This window comes from Exiguobacterium sp. R-17, from assembly GCF_049913315.1.
Taxonomy (GTDB): domain Bacteria; phylum Bacillota; class Bacilli; order Exiguobacteriales; family Exiguobacteriaceae; genus Exiguobacterium_A.
On record NZ_CP184372.1, the window covers coordinates 2,592,236 to 2,614,527 of the forward strand.

General features: G+C 37.0%; 19 protein-coding genes and 1 pseudogene. 3 read left to right on the top strand and 17 right to left on the bottom strand.

Annotated features, from left to right (window positions below; genetic code table 11):
- Nucleotides 1–657 precede the first annotated feature (657 nt).
- Both ACN9MT_RS13595 and ACN9MT_RS13600 read left to right on the top strand, forming a co-directional pair.
- The gene (locus ACN9MT_RS13595; RefSeq protein WP_426272400.1) at nt 658–1,092 is read left to right on the top strand and encodes a sigma factor; all 435 of its coding nucleotides are present in this window, start codon (nt 658–660) and stop codon (nt 1,090–1,092) included.
- Complete coding sequence (locus tag ACN9MT_RS13600) at nt 1,092–1,922, top strand: tyrosine-type recombinase/integrase (RefSeq protein WP_426272401.1); 831 nt, start codon at nt 1,092–1,094, stop codon at nt 1,920–1,922. The genes ACN9MT_RS13595 and ACN9MT_RS13600 overlap by 1 nt, the downstream gene beginning before the upstream one ends.
- On the opposite strand, the gene ACN9MT_RS13605 is transcribed toward ACN9MT_RS13600, so the two are convergent.
- Nucleotides 1,903–2,721, bottom strand: coding sequence for a tyrosine-type recombinase/integrase (locus ACN9MT_RS13605; protein WP_426272402.1), 819 nt, complete (start codon nt 2,719–2,721; stop codon nt 1,903–1,905). The genes ACN9MT_RS13600 and ACN9MT_RS13605 overlap by 20 nt on opposite strands.
- Before the next feature lie 229 nt (nt 2,722–2,950).
- On the opposite strand from ACN9MT_RS13605, the gene ACN9MT_RS13610 reads away from it, so the two are divergent.
- Nucleotides 2,951–3,394 carry a hypothetical protein gene (locus ACN9MT_RS13610; protein WP_426272403.1) on the top strand — a complete coding sequence of 148 codons (444 nt, stop codon included), beginning with the start codon at nt 2,951–2,953 and terminating at the stop codon, nt 3,392–3,394.
- A 421-nt stretch (nt 3,395–3,815) separates the two neighbouring features.
- On the opposite strand, the gene ACN9MT_RS13615 is transcribed toward ACN9MT_RS13610, so the two are convergent.
- The 16 genes and pseudogenes from ACN9MT_RS13615 to ACN9MT_RS13690 all read right to left on the bottom strand — a co-directional run bounded on the left by ACN9MT_RS13615 (nt 3,816) and on the right by ACN9MT_RS13690 (nt 22,242).
- Entirely contained in the window at nt 3,816–4,637 is an 822-nt protein-coding gene (locus ACN9MT_RS13615) for a phospholipase D-like domain-containing protein (protein WP_426272404.1), read from the bottom strand.
- A gap of 410 nt (nt 4,638–5,047) precedes the next feature.
- A complete protein-coding gene (locus ACN9MT_RS13620) occupies nt 5,048–6,070 on the bottom strand; it encodes an exodeoxyribonuclease VII large subunit (protein ID WP_426272405.1) in 1,023 nt (340 codons plus the stop codon).
- A gap of 400 nt (nt 6,071–6,470) precedes the next feature.
- Complete coding sequence (locus ACN9MT_RS13625; protein WP_426272406.1) at nt 6,471–7,043, bottom strand: hypothetical protein; 573 nt, start codon at nt 7,041–7,043, stop codon at nt 6,471–6,473.
- 38 nt (nt 7,044–7,081) lie between these two features.
- Nucleotides 7,082–8,719 carry a hypothetical protein gene (locus ACN9MT_RS13630; protein ID WP_426272407.1) on the bottom strand — a complete coding sequence of 546 codons (1,638 nt, stop codon included), beginning with the start codon at nt 8,717–8,719 and terminating at the stop codon, nt 7,082–7,084.
- Nucleotides 8,720–9,085: 366 nt separating this feature from the next.
- Nucleotides 9,086–11,050, bottom strand: a pseudogene (gene istA / locus ACN9MT_RS13635) (IS21 family transposase).
- Between the two features lie 482 nt (nt 11,051–11,532).
- On the bottom strand, nt 11,533–12,540 hold the full coding sequence (gene galE, locus ACN9MT_RS13640) for a UDP-glucose 4-epimerase GalE (RefSeq protein WP_426272408.1): 1,008 nt from the start codon (nt 12,538–12,540) through the stop codon (nt 11,533–11,535).
- A gap of 532 nt (nt 12,541–13,072) precedes the next feature.
- Nucleotides 13,073–14,155, bottom strand: coding sequence for an EpsG family protein (locus tag ACN9MT_RS13645; protein ID WP_426272409.1), 1,083 nt, complete (start codon nt 14,153–14,155; stop codon nt 13,073–13,075).
- A complete protein-coding gene (locus tag ACN9MT_RS13650; RefSeq protein WP_426272410.1) occupies nt 14,156–15,016 on the bottom strand; it encodes a LicD family protein in 861 nt (286 codons plus the stop codon).
- Between the two features lie 49 nt (nt 15,017–15,065).
- Complete coding sequence (locus tag ACN9MT_RS13655; RefSeq protein WP_426272411.1) at nt 15,066–16,367, bottom strand: lipopolysaccharide biosynthesis protein; 1,302 nt, start codon at nt 16,365–16,367, stop codon at nt 15,066–15,068.
- A 20-nt stretch (nt 16,368–16,387) separates the two neighbouring features.
- Complete coding sequence (locus ACN9MT_RS13660; RefSeq protein WP_426272412.1) at nt 16,388–17,182, bottom strand: glycosyltransferase family 2 protein; 795 nt, start codon at nt 17,180–17,182, stop codon at nt 16,388–16,390.
- A gap of 9 nt (nt 17,183–17,191) precedes the next feature.
- Nucleotides 17,192–18,274, bottom strand: coding sequence for a glycosyltransferase family 4 protein (locus ACN9MT_RS13665; protein WP_426272413.1), 1,083 nt, complete (start codon nt 18,272–18,274; stop codon nt 17,192–17,194).
- A 1-nt stretch (nt 18,275) separates the two neighbouring features.
- Complete coding sequence (locus tag ACN9MT_RS13670; protein ID WP_426272414.1) at nt 18,276–18,971, bottom strand: sugar transferase; 696 nt, start codon at nt 18,969–18,971, stop codon at nt 18,276–18,278.
- Nucleotides 18,971–19,861 (bottom strand): UTP--glucose-1-phosphate uridylyltransferase GalU, encoded by an 891-nt coding sequence (gene galU, locus ACN9MT_RS13675; protein ID WP_426272415.1) that lies wholly within the window; start codon nt 19,859–19,861, stop codon nt 18,971–18,973. The genes ACN9MT_RS13670 and galU overlap by 1 nt, the downstream gene beginning before the upstream one ends.
- Nucleotides 19,862–20,046: 185 nt before the next feature.
- A complete protein-coding gene (locus ACN9MT_RS13680; protein ID WP_426272416.1) occupies nt 20,047–20,811 on the bottom strand; it encodes a tyrosine-protein phosphatase in 765 nt (254 codons plus the stop codon).
- Nucleotides 20,812–20,822: 11 nt separating this feature from the next.
- Nucleotides 20,823–21,518: a CpsD/CapB family tyrosine-protein kinase gene (locus tag ACN9MT_RS13685; RefSeq protein ID WP_290756503.1), complete on the bottom strand. Its 696-nt coding sequence runs from the start codon at nt 21,516–21,518 to the stop codon at nt 20,823–20,825.
- Complete coding sequence (locus ACN9MT_RS13690; protein ID WP_426272417.1) at nt 21,511–22,242, bottom strand: YveK family protein; 732 nt, start codon at nt 22,240–22,242, stop codon at nt 21,511–21,513. The genes ACN9MT_RS13685 and ACN9MT_RS13690 overlap by 8 nt, the downstream gene beginning before the upstream one ends.
- Nucleotides 22,243–22,292: the final 50 nt, after the last annotated feature.

Here is a 22,292-nt window from a genome sequence, read left to right on the forward strand (position 1 = left end):
CTAATTCCCTTCTGTTTTTTAATTTCATTTAAGGTAAAAATAGCCATAAGAAATAATAGCACAAAAACCTATTATTTACTATTTTTGTAAAAATAATTATGTTTTCTGAATGTTTATTGACCAAAAATTATTTCATAAATTTATTTTATCTATAAAGATGGTGATTCATGGTGTTATATTGGTCCTTTTACGTCTGAATCAAAAAGAAATCAGATGTGATTAATATCTTATAATAATAATTAATTACCTTTTTTATAAAATAAAATTCCATTTTATAGTTATATAAGATATTTTTTTACGTATAAAAGGTGTAAGGGGATAAAATAATGCAAGCATCTACTAAACCAAAACGTAAATTCTATAAGAAATGGTGGTTTTGGGTAATCATACTTCTTATGATTCTCTATATCAGAATCTATCCCGAACACCCCAGCGGATAAGTAGAGTTATCCGCTGGGCGCAACGCTCCATTTCTTCAATCATGCCAACGGTTTCTTTAACTTTTAAGTAGCGTAAGTGACGCAATTCAACGTCATTCCATCCGTTCGCTTCAGATAAACCCGCATTCTAGCGCGATCGCTTTCAGGATAACTCTACTTATACTAAAACTACCGCGGAATACATAACAGATATGCATATCTGAAGAAACGGACACTCATGAACGACTTACTACGCAACTGGATTCCCCTCGTCAACTCCCTCCTGTCCCGCCTCTCGATCCATCCGAACGAACATGATGAATGCCGGCAAGCCGCCCTGCTCCGACTTTGGAAATCAATCGAAGAAGGAAAGGTCATGACCGTCACCTTCGCCCGGATCCGAGCAAAAGGGGCGATGCTTGACTACCTCGCAACCCGTAACCGGACGCTTTCAACGGAAGTCGCAGTCGAGACGATGCCAGAACTCCCTCGCACCCCGAACGTCTCCTTTAGTTATCTCCTCAGCGAACTCAAACAGGATCTGTCGAATAAAGAGTACACGTTTCTCGAAGCCTTGATGCACGGAACGGAAGAGACGCTCGGTTACTCACCGGCGCGACTCCGCTCATTGAAGTCGGAACTCCGGCAGAAAGTCCAGTTCCTCCTCGGATGATGACCTATTACCAAGAACGTTTACTCGCGATCATCGAACAGGCGGACTATCGTCCCTTGACGAAAAAAGCCTATCGCTCGGACGTACGGCATCTCTGTCGCCACGTCAAACGACTTGATCTTCCGTCCTTGCAACGTTACGGTAAGTTTTTGCGCGACACTTACGCGCCAGCGACTGCCGCTCGCCGTCTACACGCCCTCTCGATTTTGTTCGATCACCTCGTCGCCGAACGTTCACTCCAGACAAACCCCCTAGCACGCGTCAAAAAACCGGTTCCCTCGCCTTACCGGCGACTTGCTTTCACGTATGATGACGTCCATCGTGTCCTTGAGACGATTCGTGATGAGACCGTCTACGCCTTTAGCTTTCTTCTCTTACACACGGGTCTGCGGTTTTCGGAAGCCCGTGACTTGCAACTCGCAGACGTTGACTTTGCGCGCGATCAGTTACTTGTTCGGAGTGGTAAAGGCGATCAATCACGTCAAGTTCCGCTACACCATGCGTTAAGTCGGGTCTTGACGCGTTACATCGAAACAATTCGCCCTGATGCCCTTCCACTGTTTTGCGAGGACAGCGGTCGACCCGTCAATCCGGCAAAGTTCCGCCGTTTCTTGAAGGAGGCAAGTGAGCACTGTCTCGGACGTATCCTGCGACCGCATGACATCCGGGTCACGTTTGCGACGACGCTCTATCACGTGCATCAGACGGACATTCTGACAATCATGCGGTTGCTCGGACACAGCGACGTCCGGACGACCCAACACTACGTTTTACCATCGCACGACATTGCCCATACGTCAGTCAATCGACTCAAGCGGACAGACGATTAAGAACGTCCCGGACGTGATTCGTTTGGCTGCGGATGTATCCTTCCGTCGTTGAGATGCTGGCGTGACCAAGCAGACGCTTTATATCGAGCAACTTCAACCCTGCCTGCTGATAGAGATAGGTCGCATAGGCGATCCGTAACATATGCGGACGGACGTGACGCTTTAAGGACGTAAATCCGACCTCGCGAAGAGCCTTCCTTGCCGCATGTTCATTAATCATTCGTCCCGTGACGGACTGAAACAAGTAGCCCGTCATCCGATCTGCGAGAAAGGCAACGATCTTATCACGGAGTGCCTCCCCGATCGGAATCGTCCGTGTTCGTCCCCCTTTTCCGTAACGGACGTACAGTTCACTTTTCACCACATCGAGATCTTGCACCGTCAACAAACGGGCCTCCATGAAGCGGAGGCCCGTTTGGCTGAGCACCTCAAAGAAGAGGCGATAGGTTGGATCTTGAATCTGTCGAATTAACGGAATTAATTCTTCACTATCATGATACGTCTCATCTTGGAGACGTTGATGGACGATCGGACGGATCTCTCCCATCGGATTCTTTTTAAGGCGTCGCCGTTCGACGAGGACATTCCCCAGTCTATGTAAGACGTGATACCGACGCAGGATCGTCGACGGCTTATAATGGGCTTTCATCCAGTGAAAGTAACGTTGTAAGGACGCGACTGACCAGTCGACGTGATGCAAACGCATTTGTCGCAAATCACTGCGATACGCCTTGATCGTATGGGCTGTCCGTGCAGAATCCGTCAATAAATAGTGATCGAGATAGTCAAAATGAGTCATAGGTAGTTCCTCCTTTGGATGGTGACAGGTGATGGAGCACACGAGTGATTTTCTATGGAATATCAAGAAACGCTTCCCCTAAACGATCAATGAACGAAAACCAAAAACAAGGAAAAAAGTTACAATCGTATTGAATCGACTTTCTGTAGAGAAGGAGAGAAAACATACCTTTCTTTACCCTGATCGACAGCGCGTTGATTCCATTCCCAACAAACAAAGGAGCTTACATATGAATACGGATAACGACTATCTTGGTAACCCCTCGGATATTCTCGTCACCACGCATGTCTTGGAGGAAGATTTACGTGACGTCATCGCGCTTGAATTTAAAGACTTCTGGCACCCGAAACTACGTATCACTCCACATGAGCTCGTCATCACTGGTTCGACTGTTTCAACGGAATATCGATTTGCTCATCATAAACCGTTCACCCTCACGATTGCCCCGTTTCGCATCCGTCATAACATCATTTCGTTTCACATCTACGACATAAGTCCAGCTTCACAAGAGGAAACAATCCTGAACATACTAAAGGCGCATCCGAATGTGTCTTACAGCTACCACATGATTCATATTCAACTTTTACCGTGTGACTTCGGCAATGAATTCTTCCATACACTCCAGTATACGAAACTACTCGATCATAAAATCCTCGTCGGTCTCCACCTTTAGCTCACTCTCAACACATCTTTTATTTGAAATTTAAAATACGATTAGGTGTTTGCCTCCTCACAAAAAATCAACTTAAAATAAAGGCGACACACCGATTAATCGCTAGTGTGTCGCCTTTCAAGCATCATTCTTCGTTTTCATCTAAAACTGATTTACTTGACTAACACATGAATCGTTTCCGTGTGAGCGGGTCGTTGAATATCCTCATGAAATATCGATTGTCATCTGATGTGATAAAAATAAGTACCGGGTGAAGTTGTTTGCGTTCTAATTCGTAAAGCTACCGGTTTATCACCATCTATTCTTAGAGCGTTTAATACTATGCATCGAATAATTAGAGAGTAACTACTATTCGTCATCATACGTTTAGTAACCGCAATTTCATATGGTTTCATCAATCACATTCGTGTAAACATCGCTCTCAAAACGAAAAATGAATCTCTTTCAGTTGACGAATCCGTTCTGTATCTTCAGCATACTCGCCTGCCTCATGCCAAGATCCTGACTCTCCAAACTTCCCTTGATTCGATAAGAAATTATAGCTACCGATGACTAAATAAGTCTCATCACACATCAAGAGTTTGAAATGGGTATTCGAAACATGTAACTTTACTTTCCCCGGGTAGCCTTTTTTCAGCCACCTATTCTTTAAGTCTTTCGCGACCTTTTCAGACGTGACTGCTCGATCGTCTCGCATTCCTTTACCCATCCCGATACCATAGACGATTTTGATATCCACTCCACGTTTGAGTGCCGCCTCTATTTTATTCTTCAGGTTTTTGTCTCTCAGTAGCCAATTCCCTAACCAAGGACTGACAATACAGATGTCAGAGTGTGCTTCATCAAAAGCACGATAGAATAAATCCTTCATTTCTTGATTTTCAACGTAACGTCGATGCGTTTCTTTCACATCCTTCAGTTGTAAATCCTGAATGATTTGCCGCATCGTCTCGACGTCTAATCCGTCAGAAGACTTTTCTTTCAACAGTTCCATGACTTCTTGTAACGTCTCATCTTTGCTTTCATGAAGACGAAGAGCCGTCTGTAAATCAGCCATCATGGCTTCCGACTGTTCAGCTGTCAAGTCTGCATTTCGATCAATCTTCCCATGCAATCCTTCAAGGTCTTTCCTCATGTGCAGCGAATGGTTTTCCATCATGGCGTGCAGTTCAGCCATTTTTTGATTGGAGGACGATTCCGTTCTTTGCATGACGTTCTCCATCGTTCGTAACACCTGCTCCATGTAATGATCCATCTTTATCATCAGTGATCGTGTCAATTCGTGTTCTTGACGTGCCACGTCCATGGTAGGTGTTGATCTATAAGTAACTATTTCTGTAGTCTCAGGAGCAACCTGTATTTGCTTTGACAAAAGATTGATTACGATAAAGCTCATACATAAAAGGACGACATAGAGTGCCGACAGCAATTGATCAAATAAAAAGAAATGGAACGTAGTCAAGAATGTCATCACGGCAAGTGTCATATAGGCAGTTCGCTGATCATAGTCGTGCTGTATGTACCAGGCGTAGACACTAATTACACCGAGAACCAGTAACATCACTAAACTGATTCTCGCAGGAAATACCCAGGGTAAAAAAGACACCAATAAATTGACGATGAGCAATTGTCGTTGTGTCATAAGCATCCCCTTCAATCTACTAAAACTTTATCAATGATGAGTTCGAGTTCATCTTGATAGACATCGACTGTCGCTACGACACGAATCGGAAAACGGGAAGTCATCGCATTTTCAATGCGCTCTTTTCTTCCCTTGATTTCATCATTGTCGGCTTTGAATAAGACCGCTTTGATCTGTGAATCGTCTTGTGTCAACTGCAAGAAGAGATGTCCCTTCTTCTCCGTCACTTGCTCGACCATTCCTTCGACGACGACTTGTGATCCACGGTCTGACGATTTGATGGACGAAATCTGACGTGTTTGCACCGACTCTGCTTTTTTATTCGTGACCTCGACATCTCCTAACGTCTCCGGTACGAGTTCTAATTCTCCTTTATATTCGGTTACTTTTCCGGTGATCGTCGCTGTAGCATGAACAGGATATGTTGTAGCATCTGGTTGTAATGTCGAAAACAACGGGACTTTCAGTGACTGTCCAGTTTCACTCTCGACCGTCAAGAAAATATGTCCCTTCGGATGAACATATTTCGAAACAATTTTGACGGAAATCGTCTTCGTTTGTCCGATGTCATCATTTGTGAGACGTTCGCTTTCTTTTGTCTCCATCACGACGAGATCTTTTTGTGTTTGGGGAATGATTTCAATCTTTCCTTGGTATACATCCACTTCTCCTGTAACAGCAATCTTCTGACCGACACTCAATTCTGTCGCATCAATCGCTTTGTCTTTAAAAATGGGCACACTGATCGTTCCACTCGCATCTTTGACTTTCAGAAAGACATGCCCTTTACTCATGGACCGCTCTAGAATCGTTCCAGTAATGGTTTGTTGTTGCCCTTTCATCGAGGAATCGAGCGTTGTAATCGTCGTCGTTTGACCCGCTTCCTTCACTTCATCCGCTTTTACAGACGGGACGGGCTTTGTTGCGTTATTTGAACTCGAATCAAACAGATTTAACTTATAGATCGCTCCTCCGACGAGTAATATCAGTATGCATGCAGTCACTACGATGAACGTTCCTTTTGATTGTTTCATCTAAATTCACTCCTTAAGAATCTCTAGCTAATATTTATTTTTGTATTATATTTCTAATTTTACACAACCATCCAAATCCTCATATTTATTTTCTATACAAGTGGTCAATGTCTATTTTTTCAGTACAATAATTTTCAAAAGTTCATTCTGCAGATGTTTTTTAGTTTAAGACCTATCCACATCTTTTTTATTAAGTAAGCCTCTCTAGCGGAAGGTGTCTTCGGTATCACTAGTATTATTTCCTTGGCAATGATTTCAGTAGAAGAAGATGAATGATCGCTGCATACGAATGAACCTTACTCGACACACAGCATTTCACTTTTTGATGAACAATAAAAAGACATCATAACAAGACTAAATCGGCTCGTTATGATGTCTACAGCATCCATGGATATGCTTCTTATCTTTTCTTTAATGAAATCATCACTGGAATGGTTAGAAAAAGAGCGCCTAACGCTACGTATATAATAGTCAAAGCCTGCATCGCCTCAACGACAATAATTCCTGAAATACCATACGCTAGCTGCAATTGATCTAATTCTCGATACATATTGAAAAAGACGAGTGCAGATAACAATGTAATGCTAAACGGGATAATCCATACTTTTTTCCGATTCGTTTTAATCGATGTCGAAAGGAAAACAAACTGTATCACTACAATAAGAAGAATCGGCACGAATACCGACATCACGTTCTCTTCGCTTTGGAAGAAGAATCCTCGATTGTGCTGCTCTTTAAAGTATGCAGAATAGATCCACAAGCTAATCAAGTACATGATCAGACTTCCCCACATCATCAATCTAATCAACGGACCATCTGATGTTCTGGTCACGATGTTTTGCTCCTCATAAAAATTACCCAACTTTTCTTCGTTCGATTTTTTGAATTCTTCATATTGAACCTTATTTCCGCATTTCGGACAATACTCATATTGTTTTTGAATACTCGTTTGGCAACTCGAACATGTCGCCATCTTCCTGTCCTCCTCATCCTCATTAAAGATACAATTCATTATTCAGGAGCTGACTCAAACAGATGCAAATATCGGACATATCCTTTTTCATCGTAGACTACTTCTAAAGCATTCTTCTTTTTGACTGTATAGAGACTGATCTTTTTGATTTGATGTTGATCGAGCGTGCTGTTCCCTCGCATCACTTTCGAAGACAACGCTGGGTCGAATCGGTAGGACTTCTTTGGTTTTCCGAAGACATCCACTATTTGCTTTTCACTAATATCGTTCCGTTTTTCGGTACTCATCGGTAAAAGTATTTCGTCCACAGTCTTCTTGTTGCGATATGTCCCGTACAAGGCATTTCCTTTAAAAATACCACTCGTATAGACTTTTCCTTGGTAGTAGAACTTTCCATTCGTTCCTTTTACTTTAGAGTAAGAATCATACAACTTATGCGCAGCTTTTACGAACGTCCCGGTTTGATTCAACATATTCTTCTGAGACGTTAACCATTTCACATTCGTTGTGTTTGATGCTTTTCTGACGGTTAATGAAAGTGTGGCCGTGTACCCTTCATAAGTCCCTTTAATCGTTACTTTACCAGGCGATTTTCCAATTAACTTCCCATTTGAGAAATAAGCGATTTGTGAATTATCCGAGCGCCACGCGACTTGATTCGTCAATTTCGTTTTCGTACCGTCTTTCGCTATCGCAACAAACGTCGGCGTCATATCATTTCGAACAATCAATGAATTAAAGTCTGTACTAATCTTTGCACTCACAGTTCTTTTCTTTAAGTTGTTCGTATCGTAGACACGAACTGGATAATCCATCGTTACGATTCTAGACGAGTTTTCGTTAAAGGCAATCCGTGACTCATCTAGATTTGTATAAATTCGCTTCGCTGTCTGCATATCATATAAAATCCCTTTGGAAGTACCGAGGAATACACCACTTTCGTCTAAATCGATCTCATCATAGGTTTTCAGTGAAGAGAGAACGGACTTATTGTATGGACTCTTAGCTTGATAGATACGCGAACTATACGTATTAAAAATCAGTGTATTTGATCGTGTCAGATCGTATGAGATGATTCTTTCTGACGGCAAAATTTCCGTTATCATATCTAAGTTATGATTCATGACACGAATTGAAGAGTCATCACCAATCATGATGTAATCATTCGACACTTTTAACGCACCATATGTATCGATCCCGCGAGCTGCTAAGACTTTTTCGCTATTGAGGTCATATAAGAAAATATGATCGTTTGATGCGATGACGAGTCTCGAGGAATTCGGCAAAAAATTCACTTTAATCCCACTAGAAAATCGATAGGTCTCTCCATTGTATTCAAGACTCTCAATCTTACGGATTTCATCTCCGAATGCATCGTAAATCGTAAAGTACGTGTGCCAAAATGCTTTAGCGACGAATTTCGACTCATCCTTACTGACATCTAGCAATGAGTCACCCGTAGGATTTTTCCGTAACAATATACCTGTTTTTAAATCAAAGAGCTTGGTTCCCTCGTTATCAGAGTGATACATCGTATTGCCTCGAATGATGGTGTTACTACTAGTCACATCATCATCATTGATTTGAGCAACAGTTGGTAGACTCACACTTGCTGATGCTGACAATCCAGGGTAAAGCATCGAAATCATTAAAGCGCCTACTATCGTTTTTTTCATTTTTTCATCCCCTTATTCTTCAATGGCTCTCCTACATACTATAGAAAAACCGAAGAAAATGACGATTTATTTTGAAATATAAGGAAATAAAATTTTCATTCCAGATATCTTACTAACTTAAATCAAAATAAATTTAGGAATAAATTGAAATAAATCCTTTAATTGTATAACCTATAAGTAAGACAAACAGATTACAACGCATCATGGTACGCTATTTGAAATCGTACGTAAACAAGGAGGCGTCACATGAAACAATCTAAGAGAGTTCCAACGTTCAAAGAGATTTTAATGGAAAAGCGTGGAGAATATCGCAGTCGTGATGCCCTGGTCCCCGATCAATCCGCCCCATTGATCGGGGCTTTTGTTCTAGGTCAGGATGATCGAGCTGCGCTCATAAAGGTGATTGACGAGATGGAAGAAGAGATTGGCTTCTCGTTGGTCCATGGCCATATACATCAGGTCATCGATGATGACCAGGTCCGAATCTCGCAATCTTTTCAACTGGATCTTCGACTTGCTTGAGAACTCTTCACTTTTTAACAGTTGGACGAGTTCACCCATCGTGACGAAGTATACCTTGAACCCGTGGCTGATCGCCTCGATTCCCAGCCCCACCGCCAAAAACGTCTTTCCGACGCCCGGAGGGCCCAGGAGAATCAGGTTGTACTGTTGTTCGAGCCAGTTGAGTTGTTTCAACTGCTTCAGCTGTCGGGCGGTCAGTGCGGTCTGTTCCTCTAAGTTGAACTCCGAGAGGGATTTGACGAATGGGAATCGGGCCCACTTCATCCGCCTCTCCAAACTCTTCGCGTCGCGTTTGGCACGTTCATGGTTCGTGATAGCACTTAGAAATTCGATATACGTCCAGGAGGCCATTTCGGCCTCTCTCAAAATCTGTGGGAGGGCGTCGGCCGTCTCCGCGAGATAGTGGACCACGTCTCGGAAATCGTTGGCGCTGAACAGACTCTCTTCCGAACACTTTTCCAGTGCGGTCGTCAAGTGACTGGGATACATGGTTGCGACGTTCCTGATGATGTTGAACTGGTCACGTCGGTACCTTGGGTAACGCCTTGAGAACTCATCCAGATAATCGGACGCAGCCTCTCTGTCCTCGAAGTAGGCGAGGACCTGTTGCTTCAGTTCTTCGATTCCCTTGGAACGATCCCGAAGGTGTTCACGGTTTTGAATCAGTTTTCCACTCTCTTTGCTGATCCGGTGGTCTGCGATCACTTCTCCCTCGGGAGACTCACGGATCAATAATCGCTCCTGATCGGTCACTTCGACGAATACCACCTTTTTCTTGACCGATGAGTAGGTCCCGATCGGGACGGTATAACGGTTTGAGCGATAACGGACTGTATTGTCCTTGCCGACGTTCCTTGCTATACTTTCCATAAGGATGCTTTCGAAAGAAAGTAGCGAGGAGACTGGTTGTAAGTGTTGTTTTTCGACGGAGAACACTTCAATTGGTCTTTTTTTCGTTGTCTGGTGGACATTATAGTTTCCTGTCCTCTCCAGCCAACTCATGGAACGGTCGTTCCAATCCTCGATATGCCGGTACGCTCGGCTGTCCGCAAAATTCCGTTTGATGTACTTCACGACGTTCTCGATCATACCTTTCGACTCCGGATCGGCCCGACGGCATAAGTAGATCCTAAACTTTCGTTCGTTCACGTAGGCTTGAAACTCGTTGGTCAAGAGGATGTCACCTGCGTTCTCGTTGATTGCGATGAGGTGATCCTGGTCGTAGACGATTTCAGAAGGACGCCCACCATAGAAGCGGAACGCATTTTCGTGACAATGAATGGTGTCCTTGGTGTTGAACGGTCGGTCTCTCCACTCGACATACTTCATCCGAGAGTTCGCAAGTACGAACGCGATGAAATAGAGCTTTATCGTTTTCCCGTCTTTGGTCCGTTGTCTGGCCTCACCCCAGTCCACCTGTATCTGCTTGCCCATCGGTTGTTCAGGGATCGCCTCGTAATGGCGGACGATTCTTTTCTTTTAAATCTGATAGACTTCCCGGATTTCCTTTACGTATGTCCTCACCGTGCTGGATCCGACCGAGAGGTCGGGATATCTTTCAAGTAACCAGTCATGGACTTGTGCGCTACTCAAATGCGGATACTCCTCCAACCATGCAATAATCCAATCTCGGTAAGCATCAAGCTTCTTCTTTCGTGAACAGGCTTTCCCGTCAAATTCATGTAAGGCGTCTTCATACGTCATCTTCAAATACTTATATACCGTCGGTCTTGATACCTTCAGTGCGGTGGCGATTTGAGCCACTTTGATGTTTTGCTGATACATTTGATGAATGTTGATGTGTAACACTAACTTTTCCTCCAAATCCATTCCCTCCAGATAAAATAGCTTCAACTACTCTATCGGAGTTCTGTTCTGATTCTTCGGCAATAGTGTAAAATCGTAACGAGCAAAAACTGTCAATTTTATTCTAGCGTTCACAATTGCGCCTTAAGGTTACTTGTACATGGTATCGTATTTTTCTTTAGCTCTATAATTTTTTTAATTGCTGTTCCTTCGCTTCGAAAAAGAAATTTGATTGATAATCTAGAAAATTAATAGTCTTCTTTAAAGTTGTCTGATATCACTATATTTTCAATAATCATTTAGAAAATAATCTAATTCTTTATAAAATAAGGGGGCAGACCATTCCAGATTGTAGAAAACCCCTCATTTCGATCACGAAATGAGGGGTTTTCTACAATCTGGAACTTGATTACTTAAGGCTTTTAAAAGTATTCAAAATTCAAATTTTTTTCGTTATTTTTTATAATTGTTTGAACTAATTTAGTTTATTTTAAATATCCATTTGGGTTTCTTGACTGCCATTCCCATGAATCTTTGCACATATTATATAATGTTTTTTCAGCAGTCCACCCAAGTAATTTTTGCGCTTTAGAAGAGTCTGCATAACATTTTGCAACGTCACCCGGTCTTCTATTAACAATTTTATGCTTAATTTGTGTTCCAGTAGCTTTTTCAAAAGTTGATATTACATCAAGAACGCTCGATCCAATACCTGTACCTAAGTTAAATGCCTCAACTCCATAGTACGAATATTGAAGAGCTTTAAGATGCCCTTTAGCTAAGTCTACTACGTGAATATAGTCACGTATTCCAGTGCCATCATGCGTTTCATAATCTTGTCCATATACATTTACTTCTTCAAGACGTCCAGCAGCTACTTGAGTAATATACGGCATTAAATTATTTGGAATACCGTTTGGGTCTTCACCGATGAGACCACTAATGTCGGCTCCAATTGGATTGAAGTAACGTAAAAGTGAAATTTGCCAAGATGAATCCGATGCAGCAATATCTTCAAGCATTTGTTCAATTATTAATTTCGTCGCGCCATAGGGATTTGTTGTCGCACGTGGTGCTTCTTCTGTAATTGGTGTATTTTCTGGAACGCCATAAACTGTAGCAGATGAACTAAATACAAGTTTTTTTACAGCGTATTGTTGCATGACTTCAAATAAAACGAGAGAACTAATCAAATTATTCTTGTAATAAGACAATGGTTTCTCAACAGATTCTCCCACTGCTTTTAATCCCGCAAAATGAATAACAGCTTGAATATGATGGTTAGTAAAAATATTTTCAAGTGCTGCTTTATCCATGACATCAGCTTCATAAAATGTAATTGTTTTTTCTGCAAGCTTTTCTACACGATCCAATGCAATTTTGTGACTATTACTAAGGTTATCTATTACAACAACATCATAACCTTCTCGTAATAATTCTAAGCAGGTATGGCTACCAATATACCCGGCACCACCAGTTACTAATATTTCCATCTTAATTCTCCTTTTTTGTTACAATTATGAGTATGATATTTTCAAAAAAATAACCAGCATACTTTTTGTTAAAAAAATTTATATTTTACAATATATCTAGTTATAATAATTGAGAACATTCAAAAAAAACTAACTAATTTAAATTTCTTAAAACTGAAGATGTAATTGCTATGCTTACATGAATAATTAATTTTTATTACTTCCTAAGGGAACACAAGATCATTTGTCAGATTAAACACAAAACTGCTTCAGAGAAAATCATATATCCATATTTTTAATCTAAAAATATGGATATATGATTTTTTTGTCAAGAAAGTACATGATTCTATGCTGTTAAGTTAATCATTTTAAAGCTAGTTTCTTTTGGTAAGAGCTAACTAAGAAGAACATAGATCTGCAAAATAAAACGAAATTTTAAGAAAAGTCCCATGTTCTTAAACAAAAATCGAACCTCTTACTACAATCTGTCATAATAAATTGAAATTTTCCCAATGTCTAAACAATAATTCCCCTTTTATAAGTTTTTAATTATTTAAACTCTTAATTCAAATGGATAAATTCCGTTAGTTCCTTGCAAAATTCTTATGGTAAAGTAAACGACCCAGAATACAATAATTGATATCCCTAATAAACTATTATTTTTTTGTTTGAACAACAACATATCGTAGAAAAATATAATCGAAGGTATAAAATATAATTGAATACGATCAATAGATTCGATACCAGAAAAAGAGTAGAGAAATAAAAATATAAAATAATAGTTTGTCACAAAAAGTTCTTTTTTAGATAGCTTCTCCGCAAAATTTTTTAGAACAAACAAAATGAGAAAAAGATATTGTATTAGTATTGGTATAAATTGAATAAATCCTTTTTCTTTATTAACTTCAAAAAAGAAATCAGGATTGTAAGAATACTTCTCATTATAAAATTCAATACTAGAAATAATCGGATAAATTAATTCTTTTAGATATTCAGTAAAATAACCGAAAGTTATAAACAAAATAGAATATAAGTAAACTTTTTTATTTATCTTAATTTTGTTTAATAATACAAACACTAATGCTATCCATGCGCTTACATGAAATAATGTAGCGATATAAACTAGGCAGATGTATTTTATATATGATTGGTTGGATGTTTTATTACCAATAATAAATTGCATTGCAAAAAAAATAATACTGATTGCCATACTTTGCCTTACTGCATTGTAACTTAAAAAGAATAAAAAACTTAAAATAAATAGAGAATAGCTAATCCAAAAATTGTACATATTTTTTTTTAATGCAAATAATGAGAAACCATATACTATAACAAAACAAATAATAAAAAAATAAGTAAAGTCATTCGAATGTTCAATAATTTTATATATTGAAATTATCGCAGTCTCAAATAATATTAAATAAGATTTGTTCCAGAAATAGTTATAGTATGATTGAGTATCTGTTCCAACGGACAAAGATCTATACACAGACATATAAAATAAGAAGAGAGAAAAGAAAAGAAATATAATAAAAAAAATCATTGTGTAATTATTATCTATTTTATATTTATTTTTAAAAATCCCAAAATAATAAAATAATATACAAAATACTATGACAATCAAATAATAAAACATTTAACGTAACTCCTGATTATCTTGACTTACTATCAAATTTTCTTCTTGACTAATATGTCTTTTTCTTTGATGCTTTTTTGGAATCTTCATATATTCACCATAAATTTGCGTAAGGTACTCCGAACTGTTACCTATTATAGGAAAAAAATGTTCTTCAAATTTTGATTTTTTCTCATTATGGATCCATTCGCACTTTATTTTTTCTTGATCATAAGTATAAACTCCTCCAGTACATATCATATATTCAGATGGATTTTTATTACCTACTGTAATAATAGTATTTAAAGCGTATATTATAGCATTCCTATTAATTGTTAATGATAATATTCTCAGTAACAAATTCGGAAAAATTTTAAGTGGATTATGTGATTTTTTGACTTTGTATTTCATCTTAACTAATAAAAGTCTTTTAAGTGGCTTTAAAGATAATTTTTGAACTATCATTTTTAATTTATTTTGAGGTACAAAGTCCCAAGGGAAAATATCAATGAATATTCCTTGGTGAGCCTGAATTCCTTTGTTCACTTCTTCAGGAAAAAAAGTATCTTTTTTTCTCAATTTAGAAATAGGTAATCCAAAATAAATATCTGAATCTAAATTTTGAAGAAACATATCTTCAAATGGACTACTACTTAATAATTGAGTCATTTTATCATAATCTTTGCGAGGCATACCTATATCAATATCATCATCCCAAGGAATAAACCCTTCGTGACGTATACTACCTAGCAACGTCCCCCCCGTTAAATAATAAGACAAATTGTTGGACTCACAAAATAAATGAAATTTTATTAACATGTCTAATTGTATACTTTGAATTAACTTTAATGAATCTTCATTAGAAGAATCTATCTTTTCCACAGAAACATCTCCCCATTGATTATATTTTATGAATCAGCTTAAACTATTTTTAATAAAACAAACTATAAACAATAACAAATATTAACGAATACATAATAAACGTTTTCACGGGGAAATATATATTGATTTTTTTTCTGAATTCAATAACTCTATATAACATAATTGAAAAATATCCAATCATCATTGATAAAGCAATTGCATATACTTTAAAGTATTCGATAGTAAGAAAAGCAATCAGTATAAACATAGTTGTTCCTATCAAAGAACTATAAATTGCTCCTGAAGAATTCTCAGTTGAGTAATAAAATGCAGCATAAAACGATCCAACTCCAGCTAACACCGTTGCATATGTTAAAAGTGGAATATAGGGCATTCCTTGAATATATTCATTTTTAAGTATAAATGGTAGAACAAATCTCAAAATAATCGTTAATAAAATTAAACTTATAAACTGAATATTGATATAATTCTTTAGTTGAGCTGTGTATAATTCTGATTTATTACTTTGTTTTCTTAATTCAATAGCTCTATCCTGCCAAACCATAGAAAAAATAATATTAAGCATATAAATTATACTAGGAAATCTACTTGCAATTGAATATATTCCATTTTCTTCAACACCTAAATAGTTTACTAGTATTACTCTTCCTGATAAATAAATAACCCACCAAGACAAAGCGTTTAATACCATTGGTATTGAAAAAGTCATCCATTTTTTTATTTCACTGTAACTTAAATATACTCTTGATTTTGGTCGTATTATTACTTTTTGAAGTCTTAAAGAGATAAAAATATATATATTTGTGATAAAAAAACCTAACAACTGAGCTAATAATAATAAATAAGAATAATTTACTTGTAGATTCAATTTTTCATGACTTAATATAAAAATTAATGTAATCGTAGAAACAGAAAAAGCAAAAAGAAAACTTGCAACAGCCATATTTTTATTTTTTTCTAGTCCTCTTAAGATACCCTGGCTTAAAAATTCATATATATTGTTAAATATAATAATTAAATAAATCAAAAATATATATAATGAGAACCCAAATATTAGAAAATGAATCGTGAACATCAAAGAAATAAAGATGCTTTGCCACAAAACAAATTTCAACATTTTTTGTATTTTGTAATTTATATCATTGTCTTCTCTTTTTATTATATCAAGATAAGTCGCTACATGAAAATTGAGTCCTAAAATTACTACTAATAGATTTGAAATAGTCAACCAATAATCAAATGATCCAAATTCTTTAGGATTTATAAAAATTGTAAATATAGGAATCATGAGTAAATTCAAAAATTTTGAACCGAAATTCCCAATAAAGTAAACGATAAATTTTTTTCGCATTTTTTAACTTAGTTCCTAACCTATTTTTTAAGTATTTTTTTTATTTCTTTAACAATGAAATTAGGAATAATCATCATTATTAATGGTTTGATACATAAAACTCTTTTATACACAGGTAAATTAAGATCTTTGGCAGCTTGTAATCTAGCCTTAAACTCTTGTAAACGATATTTTTTTTTCTTTTTTTTGTAAGCATCCTCATCTTCTCTATAATAAATTAATTTTTCATTGAGATTAGCCATTTTCACATTTATTTTATAAAGTTTTCTCCATAAATCATAATCCTCTAACCTCATAAAAGTCTGGTTATTTACACTATACCCATTCACTTTAATTAGAATTTCTCTTTTCATAATTACTGTAGGATGAATAAATGGATAAGAGGTTAGCATACATTCTTGTTCCATAGGTTTACTATTTGAGAATCTCTCTCCCCATACTTTTCCTTCGTCATTAATTAAGTAAGCACCTGCGCCAGAAATGTCAACATTATTTTTTTCCATAAAAGTCAACTGAATTTTTAATCGATCTTTTGTCATGATATCATCACCGTCATGTCTAACAATGTATTTCTTCGTAGATTTTTCTAAACAATTGTTTAGTGTTTTAGCTAATCCAACATTTTTATTATTTTTAAATACTTTTATTCTACTATCATGCTTTGAAAACAAATTTATTATCGACATTGTATTATCTGTAGATCCATCATCACATATAATTAATTCCCAGTCCGAAAATGACTGATTGATTATAGAATTTATGCACTCTTCTATATAATTTTCTACGTTATAAACACCCATAATGATACTGATCATATTTTCTCCTTAAATAAATGCTTTGTAAATTTTATTTGTTGCATTTATACACTTTTCTTCAGTGAATTTTTCATTATATAATAACTTACTTTTTTCACCCATAGCTTCTCTTAAGACATTATTTGAAACTAATTTTAATGATTTTACTAAATCAGATACACTATTAACCAAATATCCGTTTTGTCCCTCTATTACTAACTCTTTATTACCACCAACATCTGATGCTATTATTGGTAATCCTAAACTCATAGCTTCAATTATACTTATTGGTAAGCCCTCATAAAAAGAAGTCAATACAAATACATCAGATTCTTTTAATTCGTTTACAGCATCTATTTTAAAACCGAGAAATTTAACTTTTTTTTCTAATTTTTTTGATTTGGTGTAATTAATACATTCAATTAAATTAGGTCCATCTCCAATAAAATTTAAATATATTCTATCGTCATCTAAATGAGAAATTGCATCAATTAACATTTTTTGATTTTTTTGCTCATTAAATCTTGCTATCATTGTTAAATTGATTATGGAATCATTTTTATTTACTCTTTTTATATTTTCTCTCTTTTTCACACCATTGTATACAGTAGCTAATTTTCTAGAATTAATTCCAGCTTTTAAAGCAATTTCTTCATCATATCTCGATACACAAATATATTTATCCACGTATTTCCCTAATATTTTTTCAGTAATATACCCAATTGCTCTATTTAATTTTTTTGCTCCAGGAGTAAATGCCCATCCATGTACAGTAAAAATAACCGGTATTTTTTTATTTGACAATTTAGTGGAGATTCTTCCGATTAAACCGGCTTTGGACGAGTGTAAATGTACTAAGTCAGGTGTTTCTGAATCTATAATATTTTTTATTTTTTTTACTGCAATCAAATCTTTCAGACTAATGTTTCTTTTTAATTCTTTTACGTGATAAATCTTAATATTTAGACCAGATAATTTTTCTGTTAGTATACCTTTTTCTCCTACAATTAATATAATTTCATTATTTTCTTTAAATTCATTTATTAAAGAATTGATGTGAACTTGGGCTCCTCCCCAGTCTGATCGTGTAATTATGTAACAAATTTTCCTCATTTTACCTTGCACCTTCTCCAGTTAAAATTACTCTGATAGTTCTAATAACAATATGAAAATCCATTTTAATGTTTTTACTTTCAATATATTTCAAGTCATAATGCAATTTTTCTTCGAAATTTAAGTCGTAACCACCTTCAATTTGCGCTAATCCAGTTAACCCCGGTCTTACTTTAGTTCTCAATGAAAAATCGTTATTAATTTTTATAAATTCATTTGCAAAGACTTCTCTTTCAGGTCTAGGTCCAATAAAATTCATATCTCTTTTTATAATGTTGATCAACTGTGGTAGTTCATCAATTCTAGTTTTTCTTAAAAATTTTCCTACTTTAGTTATTCTAGGGTCATTTACTGTTGCCCATTTCGCACCATTCTTTTCTGCATCGATTCTCATTGTTCTAAGTTTATAAATTTTGAATTTTTTATTATTTATTCCAATTCTTACTTGAGAATAAAAAATCGGACCTTTAGAACTTACTTTTATCATTATTCCAGAAAAAAGTAGTATAGGTAAGGTGATTGTTAATAAAATCAATGCAAAAAATACATTAATAATATTTTCAGCTAAATCGCTATAATTTATATTAACTTTTCTCTTTTGTTCTAATACTGTAATTTCGTTTATTGAAATAACATTATCGATTTTGATGTCTCTTTTATCTTCTTGTGTTTCTAATTTTTGTTGAGTGGTTTGCATTATTTAATTTTCACTCCCTCATTAACAGCGATTAGTTCATTCATAATTTTTAATATATCTTCCTTAAGATCCGAGCGTTGTAGTGCAAACTCAAGTATCGTTTGAATAAAACCAAGTTTTTCTCCAACATCGTATCGTTTACCATCAAATTCATATGCAAATACCCTCTGCATTTCATTGAGTCGTGTAATTGCATCGGTTAATTGAATTTCGCCGCCTGATCCGACTTGTTGCGTTTCGAGATACTTAAAGATTTCCGGCGTTAATAAATAACGACCTAAAATTGCTAAATTCGATGGCGCTGTTCCCGGTGCTGGTTTTTCAACAAATGACTTCACCTTATGTAATTGCTCTGAGATGCTCGTGCTTGGATCAACGATGCCGTAACGATGCGTATCTTTATCTGGAACTGGTTGTACACCAATAATCGAGCTATTCGTAATTTCATATTGTTCGATTAACTGTCGTGTACACGGCACGTCTGCCTGAACGATATCATCGCCTAGCATGACGACGAATGGTTCATTGCCAACGAAAGCTTTCGCTTGGAGAATAGCGTCACCAAGACCCTTTGGTTTCGATTGACGAATGAAATGAATGTTGATTTTTGTCGTCTCTTCAACTAAGTACAGTAATTCTGACTTATTCTTTGAAATCAAGTTTGCTTCAAGCTCTGGTACGGAATCAAAATGATCTTCAATTGCTCGTTTCCCTTTACCAGTTATAATCAAGATATCTTCGATTCCTGATTCAATTGCCTCTTCAATGATGTATTGAATCGTTGGTTTATCAACGATTGGTAACATTTCTTTCGGCATCGCTTTAGTCGCTGGTAAAAAACGAGTTCCTAAGCCCGCTGCTGGAATAACCGCTTTTTTTACTTTTTTCATAAATATTCTCCATTCATATTTAAATTTTATATTTTTATAGTAATTCCAATCTTTATGTAAAATAAGATAACACACAAAAGATGGTTTTTTCTATATTGTTTTCCATATTTTCATAATGTAAGCGTTAACATAGAAAAAAAGAGAGCAAAATCTCACTCTCTTTTCCTTACTTTAACCAAAAAATGTTATCCCCATTGTCCTTTCCAACTCTTTTTAATAGAGTTTGGAGGATTAATCGTAATTAGTTGATTCAATAAAACTGCTTCATTATTTTCATAAATTTCATCAATCAACCAATCTTCTAATTTCTTTTTAAGCATTCGTTCACATTGTTTCCAATAAAAAGGGCGTTTCTCTAAGTGATGCGCATCACTCGCAATAAGATGGGCTAGACCATTCTCGAGTAATGCAGTTGCAAAACGTTGTATATCCTTACCGTATTTACCGATTAAACTGGCACACGTCACCTGACTAATCGCACCATTTGAAATCAATTCAAAGAGCAAAGATGGATTTTGGATAATTGCCTTATTCTTTTCTGGGTGGGCAACGATTGGAATATAGCCATCGGAAATCAATTCGGCGAAGACCTGGCGTGCGTAAGATGGAATACCACTTGACGGAAACTCAATCAAAATGTAGCGTGACTCATTAAGTGTCAGTGCTTTTCCCGCCTCTAGCGATTCCATCAACTCACCAATCAATCGAACCTCATGGCCCGGATAAACGATAAGTGGGATATTGCGTTGTTTCAACAAGACATTGAACTCATCGACGGTCAACTGGACATCGACATCTTCTGTTTCAAATTGTGGATGATAGAGGTGTGGTGTCGCGATGATCCGTGACACCCCTTCGGCGACGGCTTGTTCGGCTAACTGTAGGGCATGTTCGACACTAGCCGGACCGTCATCGACGAGCGGCAAGATATGACAATGGATATCAACCATATAAATGTCCCTCACTCATAGGAATAGTAGTATTGATACGCTGAATCATCTGTCAGTTCACGACGGTTCAAGACGACACCGAGGATCTTTGCCTCGGCTAGTTCAAGCTGTTCTTTTGCTTTTAAAACACGTTGACGATCAGATGTCGTACAACCTACGACAAGAACGACACCATCTGTTAGTTTCGAAGTAATCCGACTATCGGCAACTTGTAGTAGTGGTGGTGCGTCAAAAATAATAACATCAAACTCTTCGCGTAATTGCGAAACGAGATGCTCCATCGCACGTGACGACAAGAGCTCCGCTGGGTTCGGTGGAATCGGACCCGCTGTCAAAATTGATAAATTATCGACTTTCGTTGGTAAGATTGCCTTCTCTTTTTCCGCTTGGCGAGTTAAAAGACTTGAAAGCCCAAGACCATTCGCAACACGGAACGTATAATGGACCGTCGGACGGCGCATATCCGTATCGATGATCAAGACTTTTTTACCTTGTTGCGCGTAGGCGACAGCTAAGTTCGATGACGTCGTTGATTTTCCTTCACCTTGTGTTGCTGACGTGACAAGAATCGCTTGAATCTCACGATCGACAGCCATGAATTCAATATTCGTCCGAATAGTTCGGTATTGTTCAGCAACAGGTGACTTTGGTTGTGTAACTGTAATCAGCTTCCGAGCGTCTTTATTCATTTTGCTTTTCTTAGCCATGTTGTTGGACCGCCTCTCGTTTTGTTGCTTTTGACGATGACTTGAAAACTTTGCTATCAATATCCGGGATACTACCGAGGACTGGAAGATCAAGAATTTGTTGTACTTGATCTTCTGTACGGATGCGACGATCAAGTACTTCACGTAAGAAGGCAAGACCGACACCAAGTAAGAATCCGACGACTGCCGCGATTGCTGTGTTCAATAAAATATTAGGACTAATTGGTGATGTCGGAATACTAGATGTTGATAAGACTTTGACGTTATCGACACTCATCAATTCTTGGACATCCGTGCTAAAGATTTCTGCAATCGAATTTGCTAAGTTAGATGCGAGTGCTGCATCCGTACTTTGGACAGAGACATTAATGACCTGTGAATTTTGTTCACTTTCAACAGTTACCATATCGTTTAGTGATTTAATATTTATTGGTGCATTCGCTACTTCTTTTTGAACCTGCTCTAAAATCGCCGGGCTCTTGATGATGACCCGATATGTATTAACCAATGTGACAGATGACTGGACTTGTGATGCATCGATAACTTGATTTTCTTGTTTTTTTGGTGTGACGAGAATTTGCGTTCCTGCTTGATACGTCGGTTTAATCAAAAAGCTACTGACGGCAAATGAGATGAGAGCGGTGACGATCGTCAACGCCAAGATGCGCCAGAACGATTTACGTAAAATTGAAAATAATTCTTGTAAGCTAATCGTTTCATTCATGGTCTAATTATTCTCCTTTATTTGTCTAATTCAACGTTTTCTAACACAAC

Excerpts from the sequence above, each read along its gene's own strand:
- ACN9MT_RS13660 (WP_426272412.1), bottom strand. The coding sequence starts at position 17,182 with ATGATCAGTATCATTATGGGTGTTTATAACGTAGAAAATTATATAGAA.
- ACN9MT_RS13595 (WP_426272400.1), top strand. The coding sequence starts at position 658 with ATGAACGACTTACTACGCAACTGGATTCCCCTCGTCAACTCCCTCCTG.
- ACN9MT_RS13615 (WP_426272404.1), bottom strand. The coding sequence starts at position 4,637 with ATGGAGCAGGTGTTACGAACGATGGAGAACGTCATGCAAAGAACGGAA.
- ACN9MT_RS13625 (WP_426272406.1), bottom strand. The coding sequence starts at position 7,043 with ATGGCGACATGTTCGAGTTGCCAAACGAGTATTCAAAAACAATATGAG.
- ACN9MT_RS13630 (WP_426272407.1), bottom strand. The coding sequence starts at position 8,719 with ATGAAAAAAACGATAGTAGGCGCTTTAATGATTTCGATGCTTTACCCT.
- ACN9MT_RS13645 (WP_426272409.1), bottom strand. The coding sequence starts at position 14,155 with ATGTTTTATTATTTGATTGTCATAGTATTTTGTATATTATTTTATTAT.
- ACN9MT_RS13605 (WP_426272402.1), bottom strand. The coding sequence starts at position 2,721 with ATGACTCATTTTGACTATCTCGATCACTATTTATTGACGGATTCTGCA.
- ACN9MT_RS13655 (WP_426272411.1), bottom strand. The coding sequence starts at position 16,367 with ATGCGAAAAAAATTTATCGTTTACTTTATTGGGAATTTCGGTTCAAAA.
- ACN9MT_RS13685 (WP_290756503.1), bottom strand. The coding sequence starts at position 21,518 with ATGGCTAAGAAAAGCAAAATGAATAAAGACGCTCGGAAGCTGATTACA.
- ACN9MT_RS13680 (WP_426272416.1), bottom strand. The coding sequence starts at position 20,811 with ATGGTTGATATCCATTGTCATATCTTGCCGCTCGTCGATGACGGTCCG.
- ACN9MT_RS13620 (WP_426272405.1), bottom strand. The coding sequence starts at position 6,070 with ATGAAACAATCAAAAGGAACGTTCATCGTAGTGACTGCATGCATACTG.
- ACN9MT_RS13670 (WP_426272414.1), bottom strand. The coding sequence starts at position 18,971 with ATGCAAACCACTCAACAAAAATTAGAAACACAAGAAGATAAAAGAGAC.
- ACN9MT_RS13600 (WP_426272401.1), top strand. The coding sequence starts at position 1,092 with ATGACCTATTACCAAGAACGTTTACTCGCGATCATCGAACAGGCGGAC.
- ACN9MT_RS13610 (WP_426272403.1), top strand. The coding sequence starts at position 2,951 with ATGAATACGGATAACGACTATCTTGGTAACCCCTCGGATATTCTCGTC.
- ACN9MT_RS13665 (WP_426272413.1), bottom strand. The coding sequence starts at position 18,274 with ATGAGGAAAATTTGTTACATAATTACACGATCAGACTGGGGAGGAGCC.
- galE (WP_426272408.1), bottom strand. The coding sequence starts at position 12,540 with ATGGAAATATTAGTAACTGGTGGTGCCGGGTATATTGGTAGCCATACC.
- ACN9MT_RS13690 (WP_426272417.1), bottom strand. The coding sequence starts at position 22,242 with ATGAATGAAACGATTAGCTTACAAGAATTATTTTCAATTTTACGTAAA.
- galU (WP_426272415.1), bottom strand. The coding sequence starts at position 19,861 with ATGAAAAAAGTAAAAAAAGCGGTTATTCCAGCAGCGGGCTTAGGAACT.